The organism is Oceanobacillus salinisoli, from assembly GCF_009733865.1.
Classification (GTDB): Bacteria; Bacillota; Bacilli; order Bacillales; family Amphibacillaceae; genus Oceanobacillus; species Oceanobacillus salinisoli.
In genome coordinates this window covers 118,487-137,089 of sequence record NZ_WOFB01000014.1, presented here as the reverse complement: position 1 = coordinate 137,089, position 18,603 = coordinate 118,487, and the positions used below count along the sequence as shown (strand labels likewise).

Below are 18,603 nucleotides of genomic sequence, written 5' to 3'. Positions count from 1 at the left end.
GTGAGAATATTGGCTTTAGCAAAACGAATACTACAGCAGCTTGTACGTGATAAGAGAACGATGGCATTATTGATTTTTGCTCCAATTTTAGTATTAACCATGCTTCATCTAGTTTTTAATGGTGATAATTATCTACCTAAAATAGGGTTTGTTGAGTTTCCAGAAGCGGTGACAGAACAAATGGACTTATCCGAAGTGGAAATAAAAACATATGAGAAGGGGGAAATTGCTAAGGAAGAACTAAATGCTCGGAAAATAGATGCTTACCTAGTATTTGATCAAAATTCTCCTTCTATAATTCTGGAAGGAAGTGATCCATCGGTAAACAGTGCTGTAATTAAATGGCTGCAAACGAAGTTGACTCCGATGCAAGGCATTGCAGGTGGTGAGGAAATCGACATTCATTACCTGCATGGTTCCAGTGAAATGAGTTCATTTGATTATTTTGGACCTGTTTTATTAGGCTTTTTTGTATTTTTCTTTGTCTTTATTATTGCTGGTGTCTCATTTATTAGAGAGAGAACAACAGGTACTTTGGAAAGATTGCTTTCTACCCCCATTCGAAAATGGGAAATTGTTATTGGTTATGTGCTAGGCTTTGGTTTATTTACAATGGTCCAATCTACTATCATAGCCTGGTATGCTATTTATGTGCTTGGAATGCTAATGGAAGGAGCCTTTTGGCATGTCCTTGTCATTATCTTATTTTTAGCTTTCACTGCACTTACACTGGGAATACTTATATCTTCCTTTGCCCAGAATGAGCTGCAGATGATTCAGTTTATCCCAATTGTCGTCATCCCACAGATCTTCTTTTCCGGTTTGTTCCATTTAGAAACCATTTCAGAATGGGTGAGCTAGATAGGACCATTTACGCCATTATATTATGCGGCGGAAGCTTTACGGGATGTCATGGTAAGAGGAGCTGGCTGGGGAGAAATTTATGCTGATATAAGCGTCATGCTCGGTTTTTCATGTTTATTTATCCTACTGAATGTAACGGCACTCAGAAAATATCGTAAAATATAAAGATACTTTCCAGTGTAACCATTATTATATATACTTAGTTAATGAGAAAGACAGTCTAGATAAGAGGGCGATTATTCATGGGAAATGATGAGGAAAAATTAACAGAAAAACAAAAGGCAATCTTAGATGCAGCAGTGGAATTATTTGCCGAAAAGGGATTTGCAGCAACTTCTACGAATGAAATTGCAAAAAAGGCCGAAGTTGCAGAAGGTACCATTTTTAAACATTTTAAATCAAAAAAAGGGCTGCTATTGTCGGTTTTATCACCTATGATGGTTAAATTAATTGCACCGATGATAAAAAACGATATGAATAAGGTACTAGACCGGGATTTTGAAACATTTCAGGACTTTATTCGAGGTATGATTGAAAACCGAAAAGAGTTTATTAAAAAGAATTTGCCGCTATTACGTATATTAGTTCAGGAAATCCCGTTCCATCCAGAATTAAAGGAACGATTTATTGAGCATATCGGCAAGGAAATCTTTGATAAATTTAGACAGATAGTTGATCACTATCAAGCGAAGGGCCAGATTATTGAAGCAGACCCTAATACGATTATTCGTATGGTGGCAGGAGCAATATTATCTTATATTTTAGCAAGACATATAGCTATACCTGAAGCGAATTGGGAAGATGAATCAAAGGAGATAGACAAAATTATTGAACTATTATCAAATGGATTAATGCCAAGAGAGTAGATGAAAAGACAATTATAAGCTTTATAAGCTTTATCCCATTTTTTAAGTGAATTTGTGCATCTAAAATTAATTTAGGAAGAGAAACTGCAACAAATATGTGTTTTTTCGTGTAATGTAACGCTGCCGAATCTTTTCCTGTACTGTGGAAAAAACGGGCTGGCGGGACCCCTGCAGTAAAAAAGCGAGGGGATCACCAGTTCATTCGCGGAAAGCGGGTAGTTTCTCTTTCCCTTTCTTAGTCAACGGACTCTATTTTCTCTACAACTGTTCTACTGCACTTTCTATATTTCTAGCTTTGGCAATGGCTGATATAACTGATACTCCATCGGCACCAGCCTCCAGAACAGAAGCTGCATTTTCCGTATTGATTCCACCAATGCCGACAATTGGAAGATCAGGATATTTTCCTCTTAATGTTTGTATCCATTCTAGTCCAACAGCTTCTTTGGCATCTGTCTTTGTGGCAGTAGAAAAAACAGGACCAGCACCTACGTAATCTACAAGCTCAATCGGACTCTTTGCCAGCTCTTCGTCATTAGAAACAGAAAGCCCAATGATCATATTCGGAAAAATCTTTCTTAACACTTCGACTGACTGATCATCTTGACCTACATGAATTCCATCCACATCCAACGCTTCAGCCAGCTCCACGTCATCATTAATAATAAATGGGATATGATACTTTCTGCAGATTTCACGCAATTCTCTGCCAAGCTCCAATTTTGCTTTGCCAGTCAGTGAACCTTCTCCTTTTTCACGATATTGAAAAGCAGTTATTCCACCTAATGCAGCAGTTTCTAATATTTTTACTGGATCTTTATCACAGTTTTGACTGCCCATAATAAAATATTTACGCAAAATTTGTCTATTCATGGTTGTTATTATTGAACTCCCTTCAGATGATCGATATCCATGGAAAGGGCATCAAGAAAATGGGCGGTGAAAGTCCCAGGCCCTTTCACATTTTCTTGGGCAGCAGAGAATTCAGCTGCTAATCCGTAATAATATACGGCGGCATGGGCTTGATCTTCCACTGAATCCTTTGTTGTTAGACAGGCAGTAATAATCGACCCTAATAAACAGCCTGCCCCCGTTACCTTAGATAATAAAGCGTGCCCTGTATCATTGGTTAATGTCGATTGGGATGTACTTATGACATCTGACTTCCCTGTTAAAACGGCGGTTGTTTGATAGGTTTTAGCTACATTCACCGCGATTTCTTCCACATTTCCATCACCAATAGAGTCAACCCCTTTTGTCTGCCAAGGTATATCAACCAGGTGAGCCAGCTCTCCAGCATTCCCTTTAATAACAGTCGGATGTACCTCTTTTACAATTTGTTGAAACGCATTGGTTCGAAATGGGGTGGCAGCCACTCCAACAGGGTCCAGTACAACTGGAATTCCTTTTTTGTTGGCTGCCTTTCCAGCCGAAATCATGGCTTTTAATTCGTTTGATGTTAATGTACCTATGTTAATTAATAAGCCATCCGCATGAGAGGCCATGTCAGCAGCCTCTTCCTCGGCTTTTGCCATTACCGGTGCAGCACCAAAAGATAATAATCCATTAGCAGTAAAATTCATAACCACCTGATTCGTTAAATGATGAATCAATGGCGTATTTGTACGTACTTCTTCAATAATGTGTTGCGTATTCATCGTACACCCTCTTCTTCACGTACAGCCCAATGGTTAGTTGGCCCATTTCCTGCCCCTAGTGAAAATGAATGTTGAATTGCTGCTGTTACGAAGTGTTTTGCTTTTTCAACTGCATCATATAAGGACAGCCCCTGACTTAAATAAGCAGTGATGGCAGCGGAATAGGTACAGCCTGTTCCATGTGTGTTTTTGGTATCAATCCGTTTAGCAGAAAATGTGTGTAACTCGTCTCCATCATAAAGATAGTCAATGGCTTCCCCTTGTAAATGTCCACCTTTAACCAGGGCAGCCCCTGCACCTAATTCATGAACAATGGTCTTTGCTGCCTTTTCCATATCTTCCATAATCTCTATTTTCTTTTCGATTAAAAATTCAGCTTCAGGAATGTTTGGAGTAACGACGGTAGCTAATGGCAAAAGGTTTTCCCTTAAAAAATCACGTGCTTGTTCTTCGATTAATGCATCTCCGCTTGTCGCTACCATGACAGGGTCCATCACATACGGTGCATCGATTTTAGTGATTTTCTCTGCAAGAACTCTCATCATATCAATATTGGCAATCATCCCTGTTTTTAATGCGTGAACTGGCATATCAGATGTAACAGAATCCATTTGCTGTTCAATCATTTCCAGTGGAATGTGATGAATCCCTTGAACACCGGTCGTGTTTTGGGCAACAACGGAAGTAATGACTGACATTCCGTAGCTTTTTAGTTCCTGAAACGTTTTTAAATCAGCATGAATACCAGCCCCGCCACTAGGGTCTGTTCCAGCGATAGTAAGTGCACAGGCGGTTTGTGTCATGCTTTGGTCACCGCCTTTTTGGATGGCCAAACTTCACATGTATAAGCCATTTCCCAAAAAGCCAATTCGAGTTCACAGCTTTTACGAAAAGCTTCTTTGATACGCTCTTTTTCAAGTGGAGAAGCTTCTTCCGCAAGAGCATCTAAACGTTCGCGCATTTCCGCAGTAACATTTCGGGACCCCGTATCACCATAGAAGCTAATCCATTGGTAAAAGGGATGGTCCTTTTCCGGCTGATATTTTTCCATGAGCTCTATTCCAATCTCCTGATAGGTCCAAGGGCAAGGAAGTAGTGCTCCCAAAGTTTCAGCCATGGTCCCTGTTTGAGCATGGTACATCATATGCTTGATATAATGATCGGCTGTCGGTGGCAGTGGGTGTCCTTGCAACGTTTCATAGGGAACTCCAATATATTCGCAAAAATTATGATGCGGGTGAATTTCATCGTTTAAAATAAATGCCATCTTGTCAAAGAAATATTGAATGTCTCCTCTGTTATCCGATTTGGAAATGGCAATTCCATAGATTTTCATAAATGCATTTAAATATTCAAAATCCGCTTTAATATAATGGGCAATGGATTCGTTTGGAACATTTCCTTTTCCGATTCCGTCAACAAAAGGATGTTCAAAAATCTGCTGAAAAATAGCATCGTTTTCTTTACGTAATTGTTCTGTAAATGACATGAAAATTCCTCCTTGAAATATGGGGGTAAACACGTACAAGTAGTTTCCGTTTAAAATATTATTAGTTGCTAGTTTTACTAATTTTTATACCTTCTAATTTCGTTATTCGAGATACGATAAACCATCCAATGATAGCTCCCGGAATACTGCTGACAAGGAATGCTGGCATGAAGGCAAATGCACCGGCAGCGCTACCCATAAAAATATAGGCAAAAGGTACAGCAAATAGCGCACCAATTACTCCACTTCCCAAGCCTTCTCCAACAACAGCTAATCCCTTATTGCCTGACTTTTTATAGAAATAACCTGCCAAAAAGGCACCAACCATTCCACCAGGAAAAGCCAGTAATGTTCCTAGACCAAGCATATTGCGAAGCAGACCAATCATAAATGCAATAATGACGGCAGGGCCTGGCCCGAGCAGAACTCCAGCCAGTACATTAATCGCATGTTGCATTGGATATGCTTTTGCAACACCAGCCGGGAACCAGATTAACTGTGCAGTAATCGTTCCAATTGCAATGAAGACAGCCATGGTTGTGATTAGTCGTGTTTTATTCATTATTTCCTCCTTTCCTCCTTTCCTAATAGGGGAACCAAAAAAGCCAGATCCAATAAGGACCTGGCTTTACATTCGAGAATATAGACTGACCGTTTCGTCATACTACTTCCCTCCGCTGGTACTAACCAGATCAGGTCCATAAGGGTCGGAAAACCTATTCCTCTCAGCCCGGATTTGGGCACCCCTAGTAGTTTCTAAGATTATTAAATTATGAATCACTTTAAGGATAACAAATGATAGCGCCATTGTCATCTAGTAAATTTAAAAACTTCACTCACTTCTCGGAATAATTGGTAATACAACATGTGATGGATGGTCTTCATCATGGTAAATCTTTTGGTTTGCTGTTCTAACTTCTGTTGAGTCGATTAACGTTTTTCCAGTCCCAGGATTTACATCGTACTGTGGGAAATTACTACTGGATATTTCAATTCGAATGGAGTGGCCTGGCAGAAACACATTACTTGTTGCCCAAAGGTCAATTTCCATTTGTATAATCTCCCCATTCAGTAATTTTTCTTCATCCTTACCATCACGATATTTGGCACGAATCACGCCATCCGTTAAATTGTATGCTGTACCATCAGGAAGAACATCAATAAGTTTAACAACAAAGTCGGTATCTTTGGCATTAGTAGAGGCCCATAGGTTCATTTTTACCCAACCAGTTACCTCGATAGGTTCTTCCAATGGGTCGGAAGTGTAGACTAATACGTCATCCCGTTCTTCCAGTTTCCTTTGATCACGAGGGCCAGCATTTCTGCCATTATAGAACAGAACACCCCCACCATGGGTAGGAACAGGATGGTTAGGATCATGTACATATTGATCAAAGGGTTCATTTTCTGGCTGTTCGAAAGAAAGGGAACCGGATTGATGATTCAGATTTGCCTTTCCATTGCTGTGCAAATACATAGGTGTGTAAATGGTTCGTTCGATAGGCCAAGCTTCCTCGGAACGCCATTTGTTTTCTCCCATTACAAAGATTTTTACCGGTTTGTCATCCTCTGGAAGGGATTCCTGTTCTTCTTTCAACCAATAATCGAACCACTTAATATGTAGGCCTGTTATATCCTCTTTCCCATCAATGGAAGTTCCAGCACTGTTAAACCCAAAGCTTCTTTCTCCAAGGTCAGAGTGAAACATACCATGTCCCCATGGACCAATTAATAATTTTTGATTATGCTGTTTGCCTTTCATTGCTTCATAATTGCGAATGGTTGGTCCAAGGAAGTTATCGTACCAGCCTGCAATATGGTATGCTGGCATCCCTAATTCATTGGGATTTCCTTTAAAATTAATTTGCTCACGTGCTTGTTTCGTAAATTCCTGATGTAAATATTTTCGGAAAAACTCCTGCAGTTCAGGATGTTTATTTGCTGGTGGCCAAAGGTTAACTGGTGTAAATGTATGCCATTCAGCAATATTGTTTAAATCATGGATAATTTCTTTTAATGCTTCCGAATAGCCGGATTTTTGTTTCCGTTTTAAATAATCGGTGGCAACGGAATCTAATACCCATGTTTCACTGGAAGCTAAATTAAATACGCCATTCCTGTCAAATGCATCTTCAAAAATATGGCCGGTCATCGCAGGTAATATTGCTTTTAAAGATGGTGGCTGTTCCATCATTGCATATAATTGGGTAAACGCATAGTAAGATAAACCGAACATACCAACCTTGCCATTTGAATAGGGGAGAGCTCCGGCCCATTCCACTGAATCATAGCCGTCTTTTAGTTCTTGAACAAATGGTTCAAATTCTCCTTCTGATGAAAATCTCCCGCGGACGTCTTGAATAATAACGATATAACCATTCATCGCCATACGAATCGGATCGATATAACGATGGGAAAAATTAGGGAGATTTTTATTATACGGAAGCCGGGTTAATAGGACAGGATGTTTTTCATTATTGTTGGGTCTATAAATGTTGGAATACAATTTCGTCCCATCTCTTAATGTGCATGCTACATCACGATCAACAATAATTTGTACATTTTTTTCCTTCGTTGTCATGAATCATTGATACTCCCTTCGCTTACTAATTCTTTGTAAATTTGACATGCTGCATAACCGTACAGCATGTCAAAATATGGTTCTTATTTTCCTAGCATTTCATTTACTTTATCCTCATTGTTATCAATCCACTCTTGAGCTACTTCAGTAGGGTCACGATCTTCGTTTTCGATTTGGGCAATCATTTCTTCCACATCATCAATGGAGATTTCCCAATTGCCTAAGAACTCATATACTTCTGGTGCAGTTTCTTTTAATTCATTATTTGTAATGATTTCTACAGAAGCACTATTGAAGTACCCTTTCTCATCTTCTAAAATTTTAATATCGAATCGGTTAAACATCGTATGTGGACGCCAGCCGTAAAAGATAACAGGTTTTTCCTGTTCCATTAAACGCATGGCTTGTGCAATCATTCCACCTTCAGAAGAATTTATCTGTGTTAAATCTAACTCATACCCTTCGATTGCTTCATCAATGATTCCAGTAGCACTTGCACCTTCTTCAATGGAATACATTTCATGATTAAACATGTCCTCGTTTCCCTTAATATCTCCAATAGAGTTGATATCTTCTAAATATGTTGGTACTACCCATCCAGCATCTGCGCCATCATAGCTGACAGAAACACTTTCAATGTTATCACTGTATTTATCTAAATACACTTCATGTGCTGGAAGCCATGCATCCATAAAGATGTCAATATCTCCACGGGAAAGACCAATATAAACATTTCCCGCATCTGCTTGCGTTTGTTCAACTTTATATCCCATATCCTGAAGAATTAGGCTAGCTACTTCTGTTGGAGGGACTGTACTAGTCCAAGGGGTTACCCCAAAGGTCAGAACCGGCTTTTCAGTTTCTTCTTTATCATTGGAATCAGCTGCTCCTGATTCAGTTGAGCAAGCTGCCAGTACGAGTAAGGTTAATAGCATAGATAGGAACAATAAATTATTTTTCATTATTATCTCTCCTTATTTTACTTTATTTGTAATACCTTGAGTGATTCGATCTAAAACAATGGCGAGTACAACAATAGCCAATCCACCAGTTAGTCCGAGGCCGACATTTACTTGAGAAATTCCTGTTAATACAATCGATCCAAGACCTGGTGCTCCTATCATCGATGCTACTACTGCCATCGATAATGCAAGCATAATTGTCTGATTGACTCCAGCCATGATGGTTGGCAGGGCGAGGGGAAGCTGAACTTTAATTAAGAGCTGTCTAGGAGTAGATCCATAAGCACGAGAAGCTTCTACTACTTCGCCAGGAACTTGTTTTATCCCTAAACTAGTCATTCTTACTGCAGGTGGTACAGCGAACACAAAAGTAGCAATAACTGCTGGAACTCCACCAAGTCCGAATAATAGAATAGCAGGAATTAGATAAACAAAGATAGGGAGTGTTTGCATGAAATCCAGTATCGGACGAACGGTTTTATCAATAACAGAATTGGTTGCACTTAAAATTCCAACCGGTATTCCGATTAAAACCGAAATAATAGTAGAAACAATGACAATAGCTAGTGTTTGCATCGATTCTGTCCATAGATCCACTGATCCGAGGTAAAGCATACCGATAAGTGCAAACAGTGCAACTCCCTTTCCAGAAATCCACCACGCTAGGGCGATGAGCAGGATTGCGATCACTTCTGCGGGGGTGGAGGTTAAGACATTGGTTACAGCGTCAACAAAGGAACGTAATATAACACTGATTTGATCGAAAAATCCACTTAAAGTTGGTAATAGCCAATTATTGACAAAGTCATTTGTTATATCCTCTAATGGGAACTCGAAGTAATTCATTGCATAACCTCCTCTCTTTCTTTACCGAGAACAAGCCCAGACAGGATAGATACGCGAGAAACAATTCCACATAATTTTCCGTCTGCTACGACGGCTATTGGATATTTAGCTTCTACTGCTAATCCAACCATATCGTTTAGTAATGTATCCGGTGTGATAACTTGTACATTATCGATAAGTACGTCTTCCATTGGGAGTTGTTCTTTATGTGCCCGGATAGCATCATCAATCGTAAGCAATCCTTTAAAGTTTTGGTCTTTATCAACAACAAAAATGCTGGAGGCACCGACTTCTTCCATTTTTCGAACTGCTACACGAACTCCAGCCTTGTAAGTAACAAGTACTTCTGGTTTCTTCATCACATGACTTGCATTTAAGACTTTGGAACGATCCACATCCCTTACGAAGTTTGAAACATATGTGTTGGCCGGATTTTCAAGAATTTCTTCTGATGTGCCAATTTGTACAATTTGACCATCTTTCATGATGGCAATACGGTCTCCAAGCTTTAGCGCTTCGTCCAGGTCATGTGTGATAAATAATACGGTCTTGTTTAATTTACTTTGAAGCCGAATCAGTTCATCCTGCATTTCTTTTCGTATAATGGGGTCTAAGGCACTAAAGGCTTCGTCCATCAACAGAATGTCACTGTCGTTGGTTAACGCTCTTGCCAGGCCAACCCGCTGTTGCATTCCACCACTTAATTCACTTGGATAACTATTTTCATAGCCTTTTAGACCAACATCTTCAATCGTTTTAGCTGCGAGATTTTCACGTTCCTGTTTATCAGTACCTTGGAGTTCTAGGCCATAAGCAACGTTATTTAATACGGTCCGGTGGGGGAGTAAGCCGAATTTTTGAAAAACCATTGCTAGTTTCTTTCGGCGAACCTCAATTAATTGATTTTTGTCCATCCTGGTAATACTTTCGCCATCAATTGAGATCTCGCCATCTGTCGGTTCGATTAGTCGATTAATTAGTCGAATTAATGTGGACTTCCCACTGCCGGAAAGCCCCATTATGACGAAAATCTCACCAGGTTTAACGGAAAAGTTAGCTTGATTTACACCAACTGTCATCCCGGTTTTATCTAGGATTTCATCTTTGGATTCTCCATTTTTAAGTCGTTTAAGACCTTGTTGAGGATGGGAACCAAAGATTTTTGTCAGATTTTTAACTTCAATCTTATTCATTGCTTCTTACCTCCTCTTTTTTTAATGGTCTAGCGCGACCTATCGTTTGATTCCTATTCTTCTTCCTGCCTGTTTTGGAGCTTCCATTTCTTTTTGGTTTTCATTGAGTTCATCTATATTTTTTGCAATCACATCAGGAAATGGGGCTGGTCGATTTGTTTGGGTATCGATCCCCATCAGCATTTGCTCACTTGTAGCAACGACTTTATTTTCATCGTTTTTCATAAGGAAAATAACATGTATCCGTTTCTCGTCATTATCAAGCAATTGTAAAGAAACATTTAAATTTTGCCCTTCATGTACTTCCTGTAAATAACAAAGATGTGTTTCTAAGGTGAAAATTGTATATCCATAATCATTTCTTGCATTTTGGTCTAATCCAATTTCTTCTATCCATTGATCAAGGGCCAAACTAAATACTTTCGCATATTCGGCATCGTTCATGTGACAGTTGTAATCCACCCAGTTTTTTTTAACTATGCATTCGTATTGAAAAGATGAGGATTCCATGTATAGCCTCCTGACTTTTGATCATTTACTGTTTATGAAATGCTGGCCAGTAATCTTCTACTAAATCTAGTAGTTTGATTAAAAATTCATTTCGCTTCTCTTCCAATTGAGCAACGGATTCATTTCCTGCACTTTCTTCACAGCCGTTGATTACTTTTTCCTTTAATTCATCGGTTAACTCTGGAGCAACTAGTTTTGTCCAAGGTTGCTTCAAAGCAGGACCGAATTGTTCCAGCATATGTCTCATGCCTGCATCGCCACCAGCTAAGTGGAATGTCATGAATGGTCCCATCTGTGCCCAGCGTAAACCAGCACCGTAAATGATAGCTTTGTCTACTTCTTCGGTTGTGGCAATTCCATCGTTTACTAAATGAAGTGCTTCGCGCCATAGTGCTTCCATTAGCCGGTCAGCAACGTGTCCTTCGATTTCCTTGTTAATAACGAGTGACTTCATACCTACATTTTCAAAAAGTATTTCAGCATATTCAATAACCTCTGATGAAGTATCTTTCCCACCAACAATCTCTACTAATGGAAGGATATAAACGGGGTTAAATGGATGTGCAACAATTAAACGTTCCGGATGTGTTAACCCTTCTTGTAGTGTTGAAGGCATAATTCCAGAAGTGCTGGAACCGATAATGACTTCCGGATTTGTATGTTTATCAATGGCTTGTAGCACATTTTTCTTCAAATCTTCCCGTTCTGGTACATTTTCCTGTACATAATCAGCATCTTTAATAGCAGCTTCCATCGTTTCCACAAAACACAAGCGATCGATGGAAGCAGTCTCGGACATTCCGAGTTCCTGTAATGATGGCCAAACTCGTGCGAGCATATCCCGTGTTCTGGCTTCTGCTCCTTCCGCTGGGTCAAAGGCAATGACATCATAGCCTTTTGCCAGAAATCTTGCAATCCACCCATTACCAATTACGCCTGTTCCAACTACGGCTATTTTTTTAATATTATTCTGCATCATAAATCCTCCTACTTAACCTGTCTCAAACCATAATACTCACGTGCTTCTGCTGGTGTCATCATAGTTATTCCATTTTGATAGAGCATATTTGCAGTTTTATCAACGAGTTGTTCATTGCTGGCAAGCACGCCTTTTTCTAAATATAGGTTGTCTTCGAGTCCAACTCGCACATTTCCACCAAGGAGGGCAGTTTGCAGGGCAATAGGTAATTGCATTCTTCCAATCCCAAATGCAGACCAGCTAGCGTTTTCCGGTAAACGATTTTTCATATATAGCATTGTTTCCACATCAGCTTCCGCACCCCATGGAATTCCTAGGCAAAATTGGAACATCGGATCGCCATCAATTAATCCTTCTTCAACTAATTGCTTAGCAAATCGCAAATGCCCTGTGTCAAAGCATTCCATCTCTGGCTTCACACCACTATCTTGAATGAGTTTTGCCTGTTGTCTTAACCACTCTGTAGGGCTCATGTAAATCATGTCTCCAAAGTTGACACTGCCACAGTCTAATGTGCACATTTCCGGAAGTAATTCACCAATTGGCTGGTGTCTTTCCTCAGGGGTTTGGATGAGTGTCCCGTTTCCTCCAGCAGCTGGAGTGTCCAAATTAGGAATAAAATCTCCGCCACCACCCGCGGTAATATTGATAATGACATCTGTGTCTGAATCTCTGATACGGTCCACGATTTCACGGTAATGTTCGATATCATGACTTATCCAGCCAGTTTGCGGATCTCTAGCATGGATATGCGCTACTGTGGCACCTGCTTTTGCTGAAGCGATAGCTGAATCAGCAATTTCTTTAGGGGTAACTGGCACATATTTGCTTTTTTTAGTTGTATCTCCAGCTCCTGTAACCGCAGCAGTAAGTAATACCTTTTTCATCGTAATGCCTCCTTGCTTTTTAGTTAACCAACCAGACGGTTCATAAATACAGTTAAAAACTATAACACTATTAAAATTTTGTATCAAGTTTCCACTTCTTTGAATTGTCGGTACAAATCGCTGTAGTCCTTGATATTGGAGAGCTGAGGGGGGATAAAAGTTTTTTTGGATTTTTAGAGTGATTTGTCTGAAATAATTGATTTAGAGGACAAATGGAAAAAAGGTTGGACATAAAAATAAAAACGCATGGAATCAAGACTAAGACGATTAATCTAGATTTCATGCGCTGTATTCCAGGCCCTTGTAAATACTGTCAATCCTTTCTTGATAGATAAGAAAGTAAGAAATGAGGTGTTATTCCATTCGTAAGTGGGATTAGATACGTCCTACCAAGCGTAGGGAAGATACAAGGAATCCCTTTTCTCAAAAAGGAAACAATTCTTTAGAAAACAGCCTTTTGGTTCGAGGGCCTTAAAAATGTTAATTACTCTTTAGCCCAGTCCATTAAATATTGAAACACTTCTTCTTTCTTTTTATCTTCCATTCGATTGATATCAAATAATTCAGACAGCCAAACCCCGTCTGCTGCAAGCTGGATGATAGCAGCTTTCATTGGATCAACCCCATCATTTTCTAATTCTTTTTCCCAGCTTTTATACAAGTCACGTATTGGATCGAGTAATTGGAAATCAACGGCCTTTGCAGCTAAAAGGACAGCATTTTTTTGTTTGTTCTGTTCCGATTGATTAAAGGTGACATTGACGTATGCACGTAACCATTTCCCTTTATCTTCAGGGTCACCCTCCATGTCCTTTGCTATTTTTTCCTGATAGTTATTAGCTAAATACGCTACCATTCCTTTCACTAGTTCTTCCTTTGAGGGGTAGTGATAAAGGAGGCCGCCTTTACTTAATCCAGCTTCTTTTGCGACTGCATCCAATGTTAAATTAAATATGCCTTGTTCGTTTACAATTTTCGAAGCAGCATCTAGTATGTCGGATTTTCGTGAATTTCTGCCCATAGTTATGAAACACCTTCTTCGTATTCAATATAATTGTAACTATACTACCCGGACGGTTTTATTTCAACCATACTTAAAGAAAAGGCATATCCATGCACTGTAGACTATATCCTCCTTCCCCTTAATCAACCATCGTAATACTAACTTAAAGTTGTATAGCCTAGGACTAGTGTATTCCGAAAGTAGGTAAGGAACAACTATGGTCTAAAGTATTTCAAATTATGTCGGATTTTATTACGTGATTAAATGGGTGCAAGCCCCCATTGATTGAAGATTCACTTTACTATAGACGTGAGGATTAAAAAGCAACGAAACTTTCGAAAAGATCCTAAATATTAAATGAATAGATAGGATTATTTAGCATAATGTATTAGTTTCCTACACATAATTATTCTTCCCAATTGTCGATATTGCCCGGGAAATGGAGATTTTTGTTTGTTATCATATAGAAAATTTATGAGACAGAGGATTGGTATAGTTAAGAGAAAAACTAAGGATGCGAATATTATAAAAGGTGGTTTTAAGCGTGTATGTTTCGACGTGTCATTTTCACCGGGATTTTGAAATCCTCTTTAAGTATGGGGATAAAAGAAAAAAGGATGACAGGTTACAAAGCCTATCATCCTTTCTTTAATAAATGGAGCATACGGGGCTCGAACCCGTGACCTCTTGCATGCCATGCAAGCACTCTCCCAGCTGAGCTAATGCCCCGTGACTATTTTTATTATATAACTTATATAACGCGATCTCAACCATTTCAATAGTACCGCGGTTTTGATTTTGTTAGAGAGACTAAATAACCTTTTTTTGAATTATATAGGTAAATAGTCTGTATTTACAATAATTTTAGACTAATTTAATAGTATCCATTCTATGAATATGTCATATTAAATTTGTATCTACATGTTGTAAACACACGAATTGGAAAAAAATCTATCAAATTATGGAGGGTGACAATGAAGAGAGTAAAGTTGAAAAAGCCACTTATTATGTTGCTGATTTTTACACTTGTCTTTATGAACTTTTCTCCGGTGATAACTTTTGCAGAGACAGCGCAAGAGGAGAATGAAGTTTTTGCTGGGGAATTATTTATTTCAGAGTATGTGGAAGGTAGCTCTTATAATAAGGCGATAGAGATTTATAATGGTACAGGAGAAACAGTGGATCTATCTGAGTATCAAGTTTCATTATACAGTAATGGTGCTTCAGACCCATCTCAAACCTTTACATTAAAAGGAGAATTAATGCATGGTGATGTCTACGTTTTAGCTCACCCTAGTGCAGATTCAACCATCCTTGAACATGCAGATGGAACCAATGGTGGCGTTATTAATTTTAATGGGGATGATGCGTTTACTTTATCCAAAAATGATAATGTCATAGATGTTCTTGGAGAAATTGGGGTCCAAAATAATTATGCTCCTGATGTAACCCTAGTTAGAAAAGCTTCGGTTACCGCACCAAGTACTATCTATGATGAATCACAATGGACAGATTATGATACGAATACATTTGCATATCTTGGAAGTCACGCAATGGATGGTATTGAACCATCTAATCCACCAGAGGAGCCTGGTGAACCTTCAGAACCTGGTACTGGAGAGTACACCATTGGAGAAGCCCGTAATCTAAGTGATGGTACAGTGGTTACGGTGGAAGGAACGGTATTGGCTGATAATGATGCCATCAGCAATGGATCACAGTTTACAACATACATTCAAGATGAAACAGCAGGGATTAATTTGTTTGCTTATAATCAGGGAGAATTACCAGATGTATCAAAAGGTGATAGAGTATTAGTTTCTGGGGAACTAGATTCCTATAATGGATTAAAAGAAATTATACCAACCTCCATTGAAGTGCTCGAAACTGGACAAGACCTACCACAACCACAGCAAATGACCATTGAAGACCTTCAAAGTTCTGATACTGCGGAACAATATGAAGGGCAACTCGTACAGGTGAATGGATATGTAAACAATATTCCAGGAAGTCCTGCAGGTGGAGGCTACAATGTTTCTTTCATTGATGAGGATTTTAATGGAACAACGTTAAGAATCATGGAAAACTCCATGGATATAACCCAAGTGGAATCAGGGCTATGGTATGATATTACGGCAATTGTCAGTCAATATGATACGTACCAATTGATTCCAACTGAACAAGACGATTTGCAAGTTGCGGAAGAACAGCCAGAAGCACCATCGGCAGCAGGACTATATGATGCTACGGTTGCTAGTGTCACGGACGGTGATACACTACGCATTGAATCACCGGTATTTGGAGAAACGAGGGTTCGTTTCTTGAATATGGATACACCCGAAACATATGCAGCGAAAAATAATGATCCTGATCGGGCAGAAATTAATGAGAATCAAAAATACTATGGGGATTTAGCAACGGAATATATTCAAGAGCTCATTCAACCAGGTGATGAGATTCAACTTAAAATAGGTGATCAGCCAACTGATGATTATGGAAGAATTTTAGCAGAAGTGATTCGTAAAGATGATGGATTGAACATTAATTTGGAAATGGTAGCACAAGGCTACGCATCTTCGTATTTCTTAGCACCAATTGATGAAGAAGCATACCCGGTATATCAGGATGCGGTAAAAGAAGCCAAAGATGCAGGGCTTGGAATTTGGAATCCGGAAAATCCACTTCTGGAATTACCATTTGTTTTCCGTGCATTTGATGACCAAAAAGGTTTGCTAAGATATGTAGGGAATTCAGAAACGATGGAATACGTGGAACCAGAAGCATATGAAGAAGTACCAGTAGAGAAACGAATCTTTTTCGTTAGTGCAGAAGAGGCAGAATCTTACGGGTTTACTCCAGCACAAGAAGGAGGTTCTGATGGAGATCTTCTTGACCTGCAAATATTAAGCATGAATGATCTTCATGGGAAAATTGATCAGGAATATAGTTTGGATCCTGATGGGGACGGTACTTATGATATGTATGGTCGTATGGATTATACGTCAGCAGCGATAAAAGAACGTGAACAGGAAAATGAAAACACATTGATTGTTCATGCAGGGGATATGATTGGTGGAAGTTCCCCGGTATCAGGATTATTGCAGGATGAACCAACTGTCGAAATTATGGAAGAAATTGGTTTTGATGTTAGTACGGTAGGAAACCACGAATTTGATGAAGGTGTAGAGGAATTACTACGTATGATCAATGGTGGGGAACACCCTGAGGGGAAAGGTACAGAAGGATATGATGGAATGAATTTTCCTGTTCTTTGTGCGAATTGTGTTTATGAAGACAGTGGGGAAACTTACCTACCTCCATATTACATTGAAGAAGTAGATGGTGTTGAAATTGGTTTTATCGGTGTTAATACAAAAGAATCTGTGAATATGGTTATGCCTTCTTCCTTAGAAGGAATTGCATTTACCGATGAAACAGAAGCAGTGAATGATGCAGTTGCTGAGCTTACAGCACAAGGTGTAGAAGCAATTATTGTTCTTGCTCACATGCCAGCATATCAGGATGGGGATAGTGCTACTGGAGATGCAGCTGATTTAGCAGCGAATGTGGATGATGCTGTGGACATCATTTTTGCAGCACATAATCATGCCGTGAATAATGTGGAAGTAGATAATAAGCTAATTGTACAAGCCTCAGAATATGGAAAAGCCTTTGCGGATGTAGATATAGCGATTGACCGTGAATCAGGCGATATCGTAGAGAAAGAAGCGGAGATTGTCTTTGTAAAACAGAATGATTATACGCCAGATGAAACGGTTGCTGAAATATTAGCACATTATGAAGAACAGATTGCTCCGATTGTAAATGAAGTAATTGGATACAATACACAGGATTTAACAGGTAGTTACACGAATGGAAGCGACCATGGCTTAGGTAACTTAATTACAGATGGTATGAATTGGACAATGGACAGTGATTTTGCGATGACAAATGGTGGTGGAATAAGAGATGATCTCCTAGCTGGACCAGTTACCTGGGGTGAAATGTTTAACGTCCTTCCATTTGGCAACACACTTATGACCTATGAAATCAAAGGGGCAGATTTATACCCAATTTTAAATGATCAGTTATCCAGCTACGGGTCAGATTACAGTGTAGCAGGATTCCACTATACGTATAATCCGGAATTACAGCAGGTTGTTGACATCACATTCCCTGATGGAACACCAATTGATAAGGATGCGACATATACGTTAACAGTTAATAACTATATGGGAACACAGGATGGGCCAATTATGAATTTAGGCGAAAATCCTGTAATGGGGCCAGTAGACATTGATGCTGCGGTGGACTTTGTGAAAAGTTTGAACAGCTCTGAGGATAATCCAATTGTTTACGGTTCTGAAGGAAGAATCTCCGTAACAGATGACATTCCAGGAGAATCGGAAGAAGAACAGCCTATCACAGAAATCGAACCAAAGGAAAATAACGGTACTGCCACTGTTCATACGGAAGACTTAGAGGAACTGGAACAGGGTGAACAAGCGGTTATCAATATTTATAATGACAAGAAACCAAGAGATTTATTGCTGAATAAAGAGCAAGTAGATATTCTCAAAGAAAAAGAAGTAACATTAGTTGTAACAGATGGTACTCATTCAGAGACATTTGAAATGTCTAGAGTGGAAGATAGAGTTTTAAAAGTTAGCCTAGATTAAGGAAAAGGGGCTCAGTCGATTAAAAGACTGAGTCCTTTTTCATATTTGCCTCTCGCATTTATCCACTGTACCAGTTAAAATAGTGT

At 39.2% G+C, this 18,603-nt stretch carries 15 protein-coding genes, 1 tRNA gene, 1 pseudogene and 1 riboswitch; of the genes and pseudogenes, 3 read left to right on the top strand and 14 right to left on the bottom strand.

Going from position 1 to position 18,603, the window contains the following annotated elements:
• Together GMJ66_RS10865 and GMJ66_RS10860 are read left to right on the top strand one after the other, a co-directional pair.
• Positions 1–1,029, top strand: a pseudogene (locus tag GMJ66_RS10865) (ABC transporter permease).
• Between the two features lie 77 nt (positions 1,030–1,106).
• Positions 1,107–1,730 (top strand): TetR/AcrR family transcriptional regulator, encoded by a 624-nt coding sequence (locus GMJ66_RS10860; protein WP_156290339.1) that lies wholly within the window; start codon positions 1,107–1,109, stop codon positions 1,728–1,730.
• Positions 1,731–1,988: 258 nt separating this feature from the next.
• Here the strand turns inward: GMJ66_RS10860 and thiE are convergent, their stop codons facing one another.
• From thiE to GMJ66_RS10790, 14 genes are all read right to left on the bottom strand, one after another.
• Entirely contained in the window at positions 1,989–2,603 is a 615-nt protein-coding gene (thiE, locus tag GMJ66_RS10855) for a thiamine phosphate synthase (protein ID WP_156290338.1), read from the bottom strand.
• Positions 2,604–2,611: 8 nt separating this feature from the next.
• Positions 2,612–3,388, bottom strand: a complete 777-nt coding sequence (thiM, locus tag GMJ66_RS10850; RefSeq protein WP_156290337.1) for a hydroxyethylthiazole kinase — start codon at positions 3,386–3,388, stop codon at positions 2,612–2,614.
• Positions 3,385–4,191, bottom strand: coding sequence for a bifunctional hydroxymethylpyrimidine kinase/phosphomethylpyrimidine kinase (gene thiD / locus GMJ66_RS10845; RefSeq protein ID WP_156290336.1), 807 nt, complete (start codon positions 4,189–4,191; stop codon positions 3,385–3,387). The genes thiM and thiD overlap by 4 nt, the downstream gene beginning before the upstream one ends.
• Positions 4,188–4,877: a thiaminase II gene (tenA, locus tag GMJ66_RS10840; protein ID WP_156290335.1), complete on the bottom strand. Its 690-nt coding sequence runs from the start codon at positions 4,875–4,877 to the stop codon at positions 4,188–4,190. Before tenA ends, thiD begins: the two co-directional genes overlap by 4 nt.
• Positions 4,878–4,938: 61 nt before the next feature.
• The gene (gene thiW, locus GMJ66_RS10835) at positions 4,939–5,439 is read right to left on the bottom strand and encodes an energy coupling factor transporter S component ThiW (RefSeq protein ID WP_156290334.1); all 501 of its coding nucleotides are present in this window, start codon (positions 5,437–5,439) and stop codon (positions 4,939–4,941) included.
• A gap of 90 nt (positions 5,440–5,529) precedes the next feature.
• Positions 5,530–5,635: riboswitch (TPP riboswitch) on the bottom strand.
• Positions 5,636–5,709: 74 nt separating this feature from the next.
• On the bottom strand, positions 5,710–7,458 hold the full coding sequence (locus GMJ66_RS10830) for a CocE/NonD family hydrolase (RefSeq protein WP_156290333.1): 1,749 nt from the start codon (positions 7,456–7,458) through the stop codon (positions 5,710–5,712).
• Positions 7,459–7,541: 83 nt separating this feature from the next.
• Positions 7,542–8,420, bottom strand: a complete 879-nt coding sequence (locus GMJ66_RS10825) for a glycine betaine ABC transporter substrate-binding protein (RefSeq protein ID WP_156290332.1) — start codon at positions 8,418–8,420, stop codon at positions 7,542–7,544.
• A gap of 12 nt (positions 8,421–8,432) precedes the next feature.
• Positions 8,433–9,266, bottom strand: coding sequence for an ABC transporter permease (locus GMJ66_RS10820; protein WP_156290331.1), 834 nt, complete (start codon positions 9,264–9,266; stop codon positions 8,433–8,435).
• Entirely contained in the window at positions 9,263–10,459 is a 1,197-nt protein-coding gene (locus tag GMJ66_RS10815; protein ID WP_156290330.1) for a quaternary amine ABC transporter ATP-binding protein, read from the bottom strand. The genes GMJ66_RS10820 and GMJ66_RS10815 overlap by 4 nt, the downstream gene beginning before the upstream one ends.
• Before the next feature lie 39 nt (positions 10,460–10,498).
• Entirely contained in the window at positions 10,499–10,969 is a 471-nt protein-coding gene (locus GMJ66_RS10810; protein WP_156290329.1) for a thioesterase family protein, read from the bottom strand.
• A gap of 25 nt (positions 10,970–10,994) precedes the next feature.
• Entirely contained in the window at positions 10,995–11,948 is a 954-nt protein-coding gene (locus GMJ66_RS10805) for an L-carnitine dehydrogenase (protein WP_407939226.1), read from the bottom strand.
• A gap of 8 nt (positions 11,949–11,956) precedes the next feature.
• Complete coding sequence (locus GMJ66_RS10800) at positions 11,957–12,835, bottom strand: BKACE family enzyme (RefSeq protein WP_156290327.1); 879 nt, start codon at positions 12,833–12,835, stop codon at positions 11,957–11,959.
• Positions 12,836–13,319: 484 nt separating this feature from the next.
• Positions 13,320–13,856: a TetR/AcrR family transcriptional regulator gene (locus GMJ66_RS10795; protein ID WP_156290326.1), complete on the bottom strand. Its 537-nt coding sequence runs from the start codon at positions 13,854–13,856 to the stop codon at positions 13,320–13,322.
• A 638-nt stretch (positions 13,857–14,494) separates the two neighbouring features.
• Positions 14,495–14,567 (bottom strand) — tRNA-Ala (locus GMJ66_RS10790).
• A 245-nt stretch (positions 14,568–14,812) separates the two neighbouring features.
• Between GMJ66_RS10790 and GMJ66_RS10785 the strand changes: the two genes are divergently transcribed.
• Positions 14,813–18,517: a 5'-nucleotidase C-terminal domain-containing protein gene (locus GMJ66_RS10785; protein WP_156290325.1), complete on the top strand. Its 3,705-nt coding sequence runs from the start codon at positions 14,813–14,815 to the stop codon at positions 18,515–18,517.
• Positions 18,518–18,603 lie beyond the last annotated feature (86 nt).

Coding starts and splice junctions, on each gene's coding strand:
- tenA (WP_156290335.1), bottom strand. CDS start 4,877: ATGTCATTTACAGAACAATTACGTAAAGAAAACGATGCTATTTTTCAG.
- GMJ66_RS10830 (WP_156290333.1), bottom strand. CDS start 7,458: ATGACAACGAAGGAAAAAAATGTACAAATTATTGTTGATCGTGATGTA.
- GMJ66_RS10800 (WP_156290327.1), bottom strand. CDS start 12,835: ATGAAAAAGGTATTACTTACTGCTGCGGTTACAGGAGCTGGAGATACA.
- GMJ66_RS10860 (WP_156290339.1), top strand. CDS start 1,107: ATGGGAAATGATGAGGAAAAATTAACAGAAAAACAAAAGGCAATCTTA.
- thiW (WP_156290334.1), bottom strand. CDS start 5,439: ATGAATAAAACACGACTAATCACAACCATGGCTGTCTTCATTGCAATT.
- GMJ66_RS10805 (WP_407939226.1), bottom strand. CDS start 11,948: ATGATGCAGAATAATATTAAAAAAATAGCCGTAGTTGGAACAGGCGTA.
- GMJ66_RS10785 (WP_156290325.1), top strand. CDS start 14,813: ATGAAGAGAGTAAAGTTGAAAAAGCCACTTATTATGTTGCTGATTTTT.
- GMJ66_RS10810 (WP_156290329.1), bottom strand. CDS start 10,969: ATGGAATCCTCATCTTTTCAATACGAATGCATAGTTAAAAAAAACTGG.
- thiD (WP_156290336.1), bottom strand. CDS start 4,191: ATGACACAAACCGCCTGTGCACTTACTATCGCTGGAACAGACCCTAGT.
- GMJ66_RS10825 (WP_156290332.1), bottom strand. CDS start 8,420: ATGAAAAATAATTTATTGTTCCTATCTATGCTATTAACCTTACTCGTA.
- thiM (WP_156290337.1), bottom strand. CDS start 3,388: ATGAATACGCAACACATTATTGAAGAAGTACGTACAAATACGCCATTG.
- GMJ66_RS10815 (WP_156290330.1), bottom strand. CDS start 10,459: ATGAATAAGATTGAAGTTAAAAATCTGACAAAAATCTTTGGTTCCCAT.
- thiE (WP_156290338.1), bottom strand. CDS start 2,603: ATGAATAGACAAATTTTGCGTAAATATTTTATTATGGGCAGTCAAAAC.
- GMJ66_RS10820 (WP_156290331.1), bottom strand. CDS start 9,266: ATGAATTACTTCGAGTTCCCATTAGAGGATATAACAAATGACTTTGTC.
- GMJ66_RS10795 (WP_156290326.1), bottom strand. CDS start 13,856: ATGGGCAGAAATTCACGAAAATCCGACATACTAGATGCTGCTTCGAAA.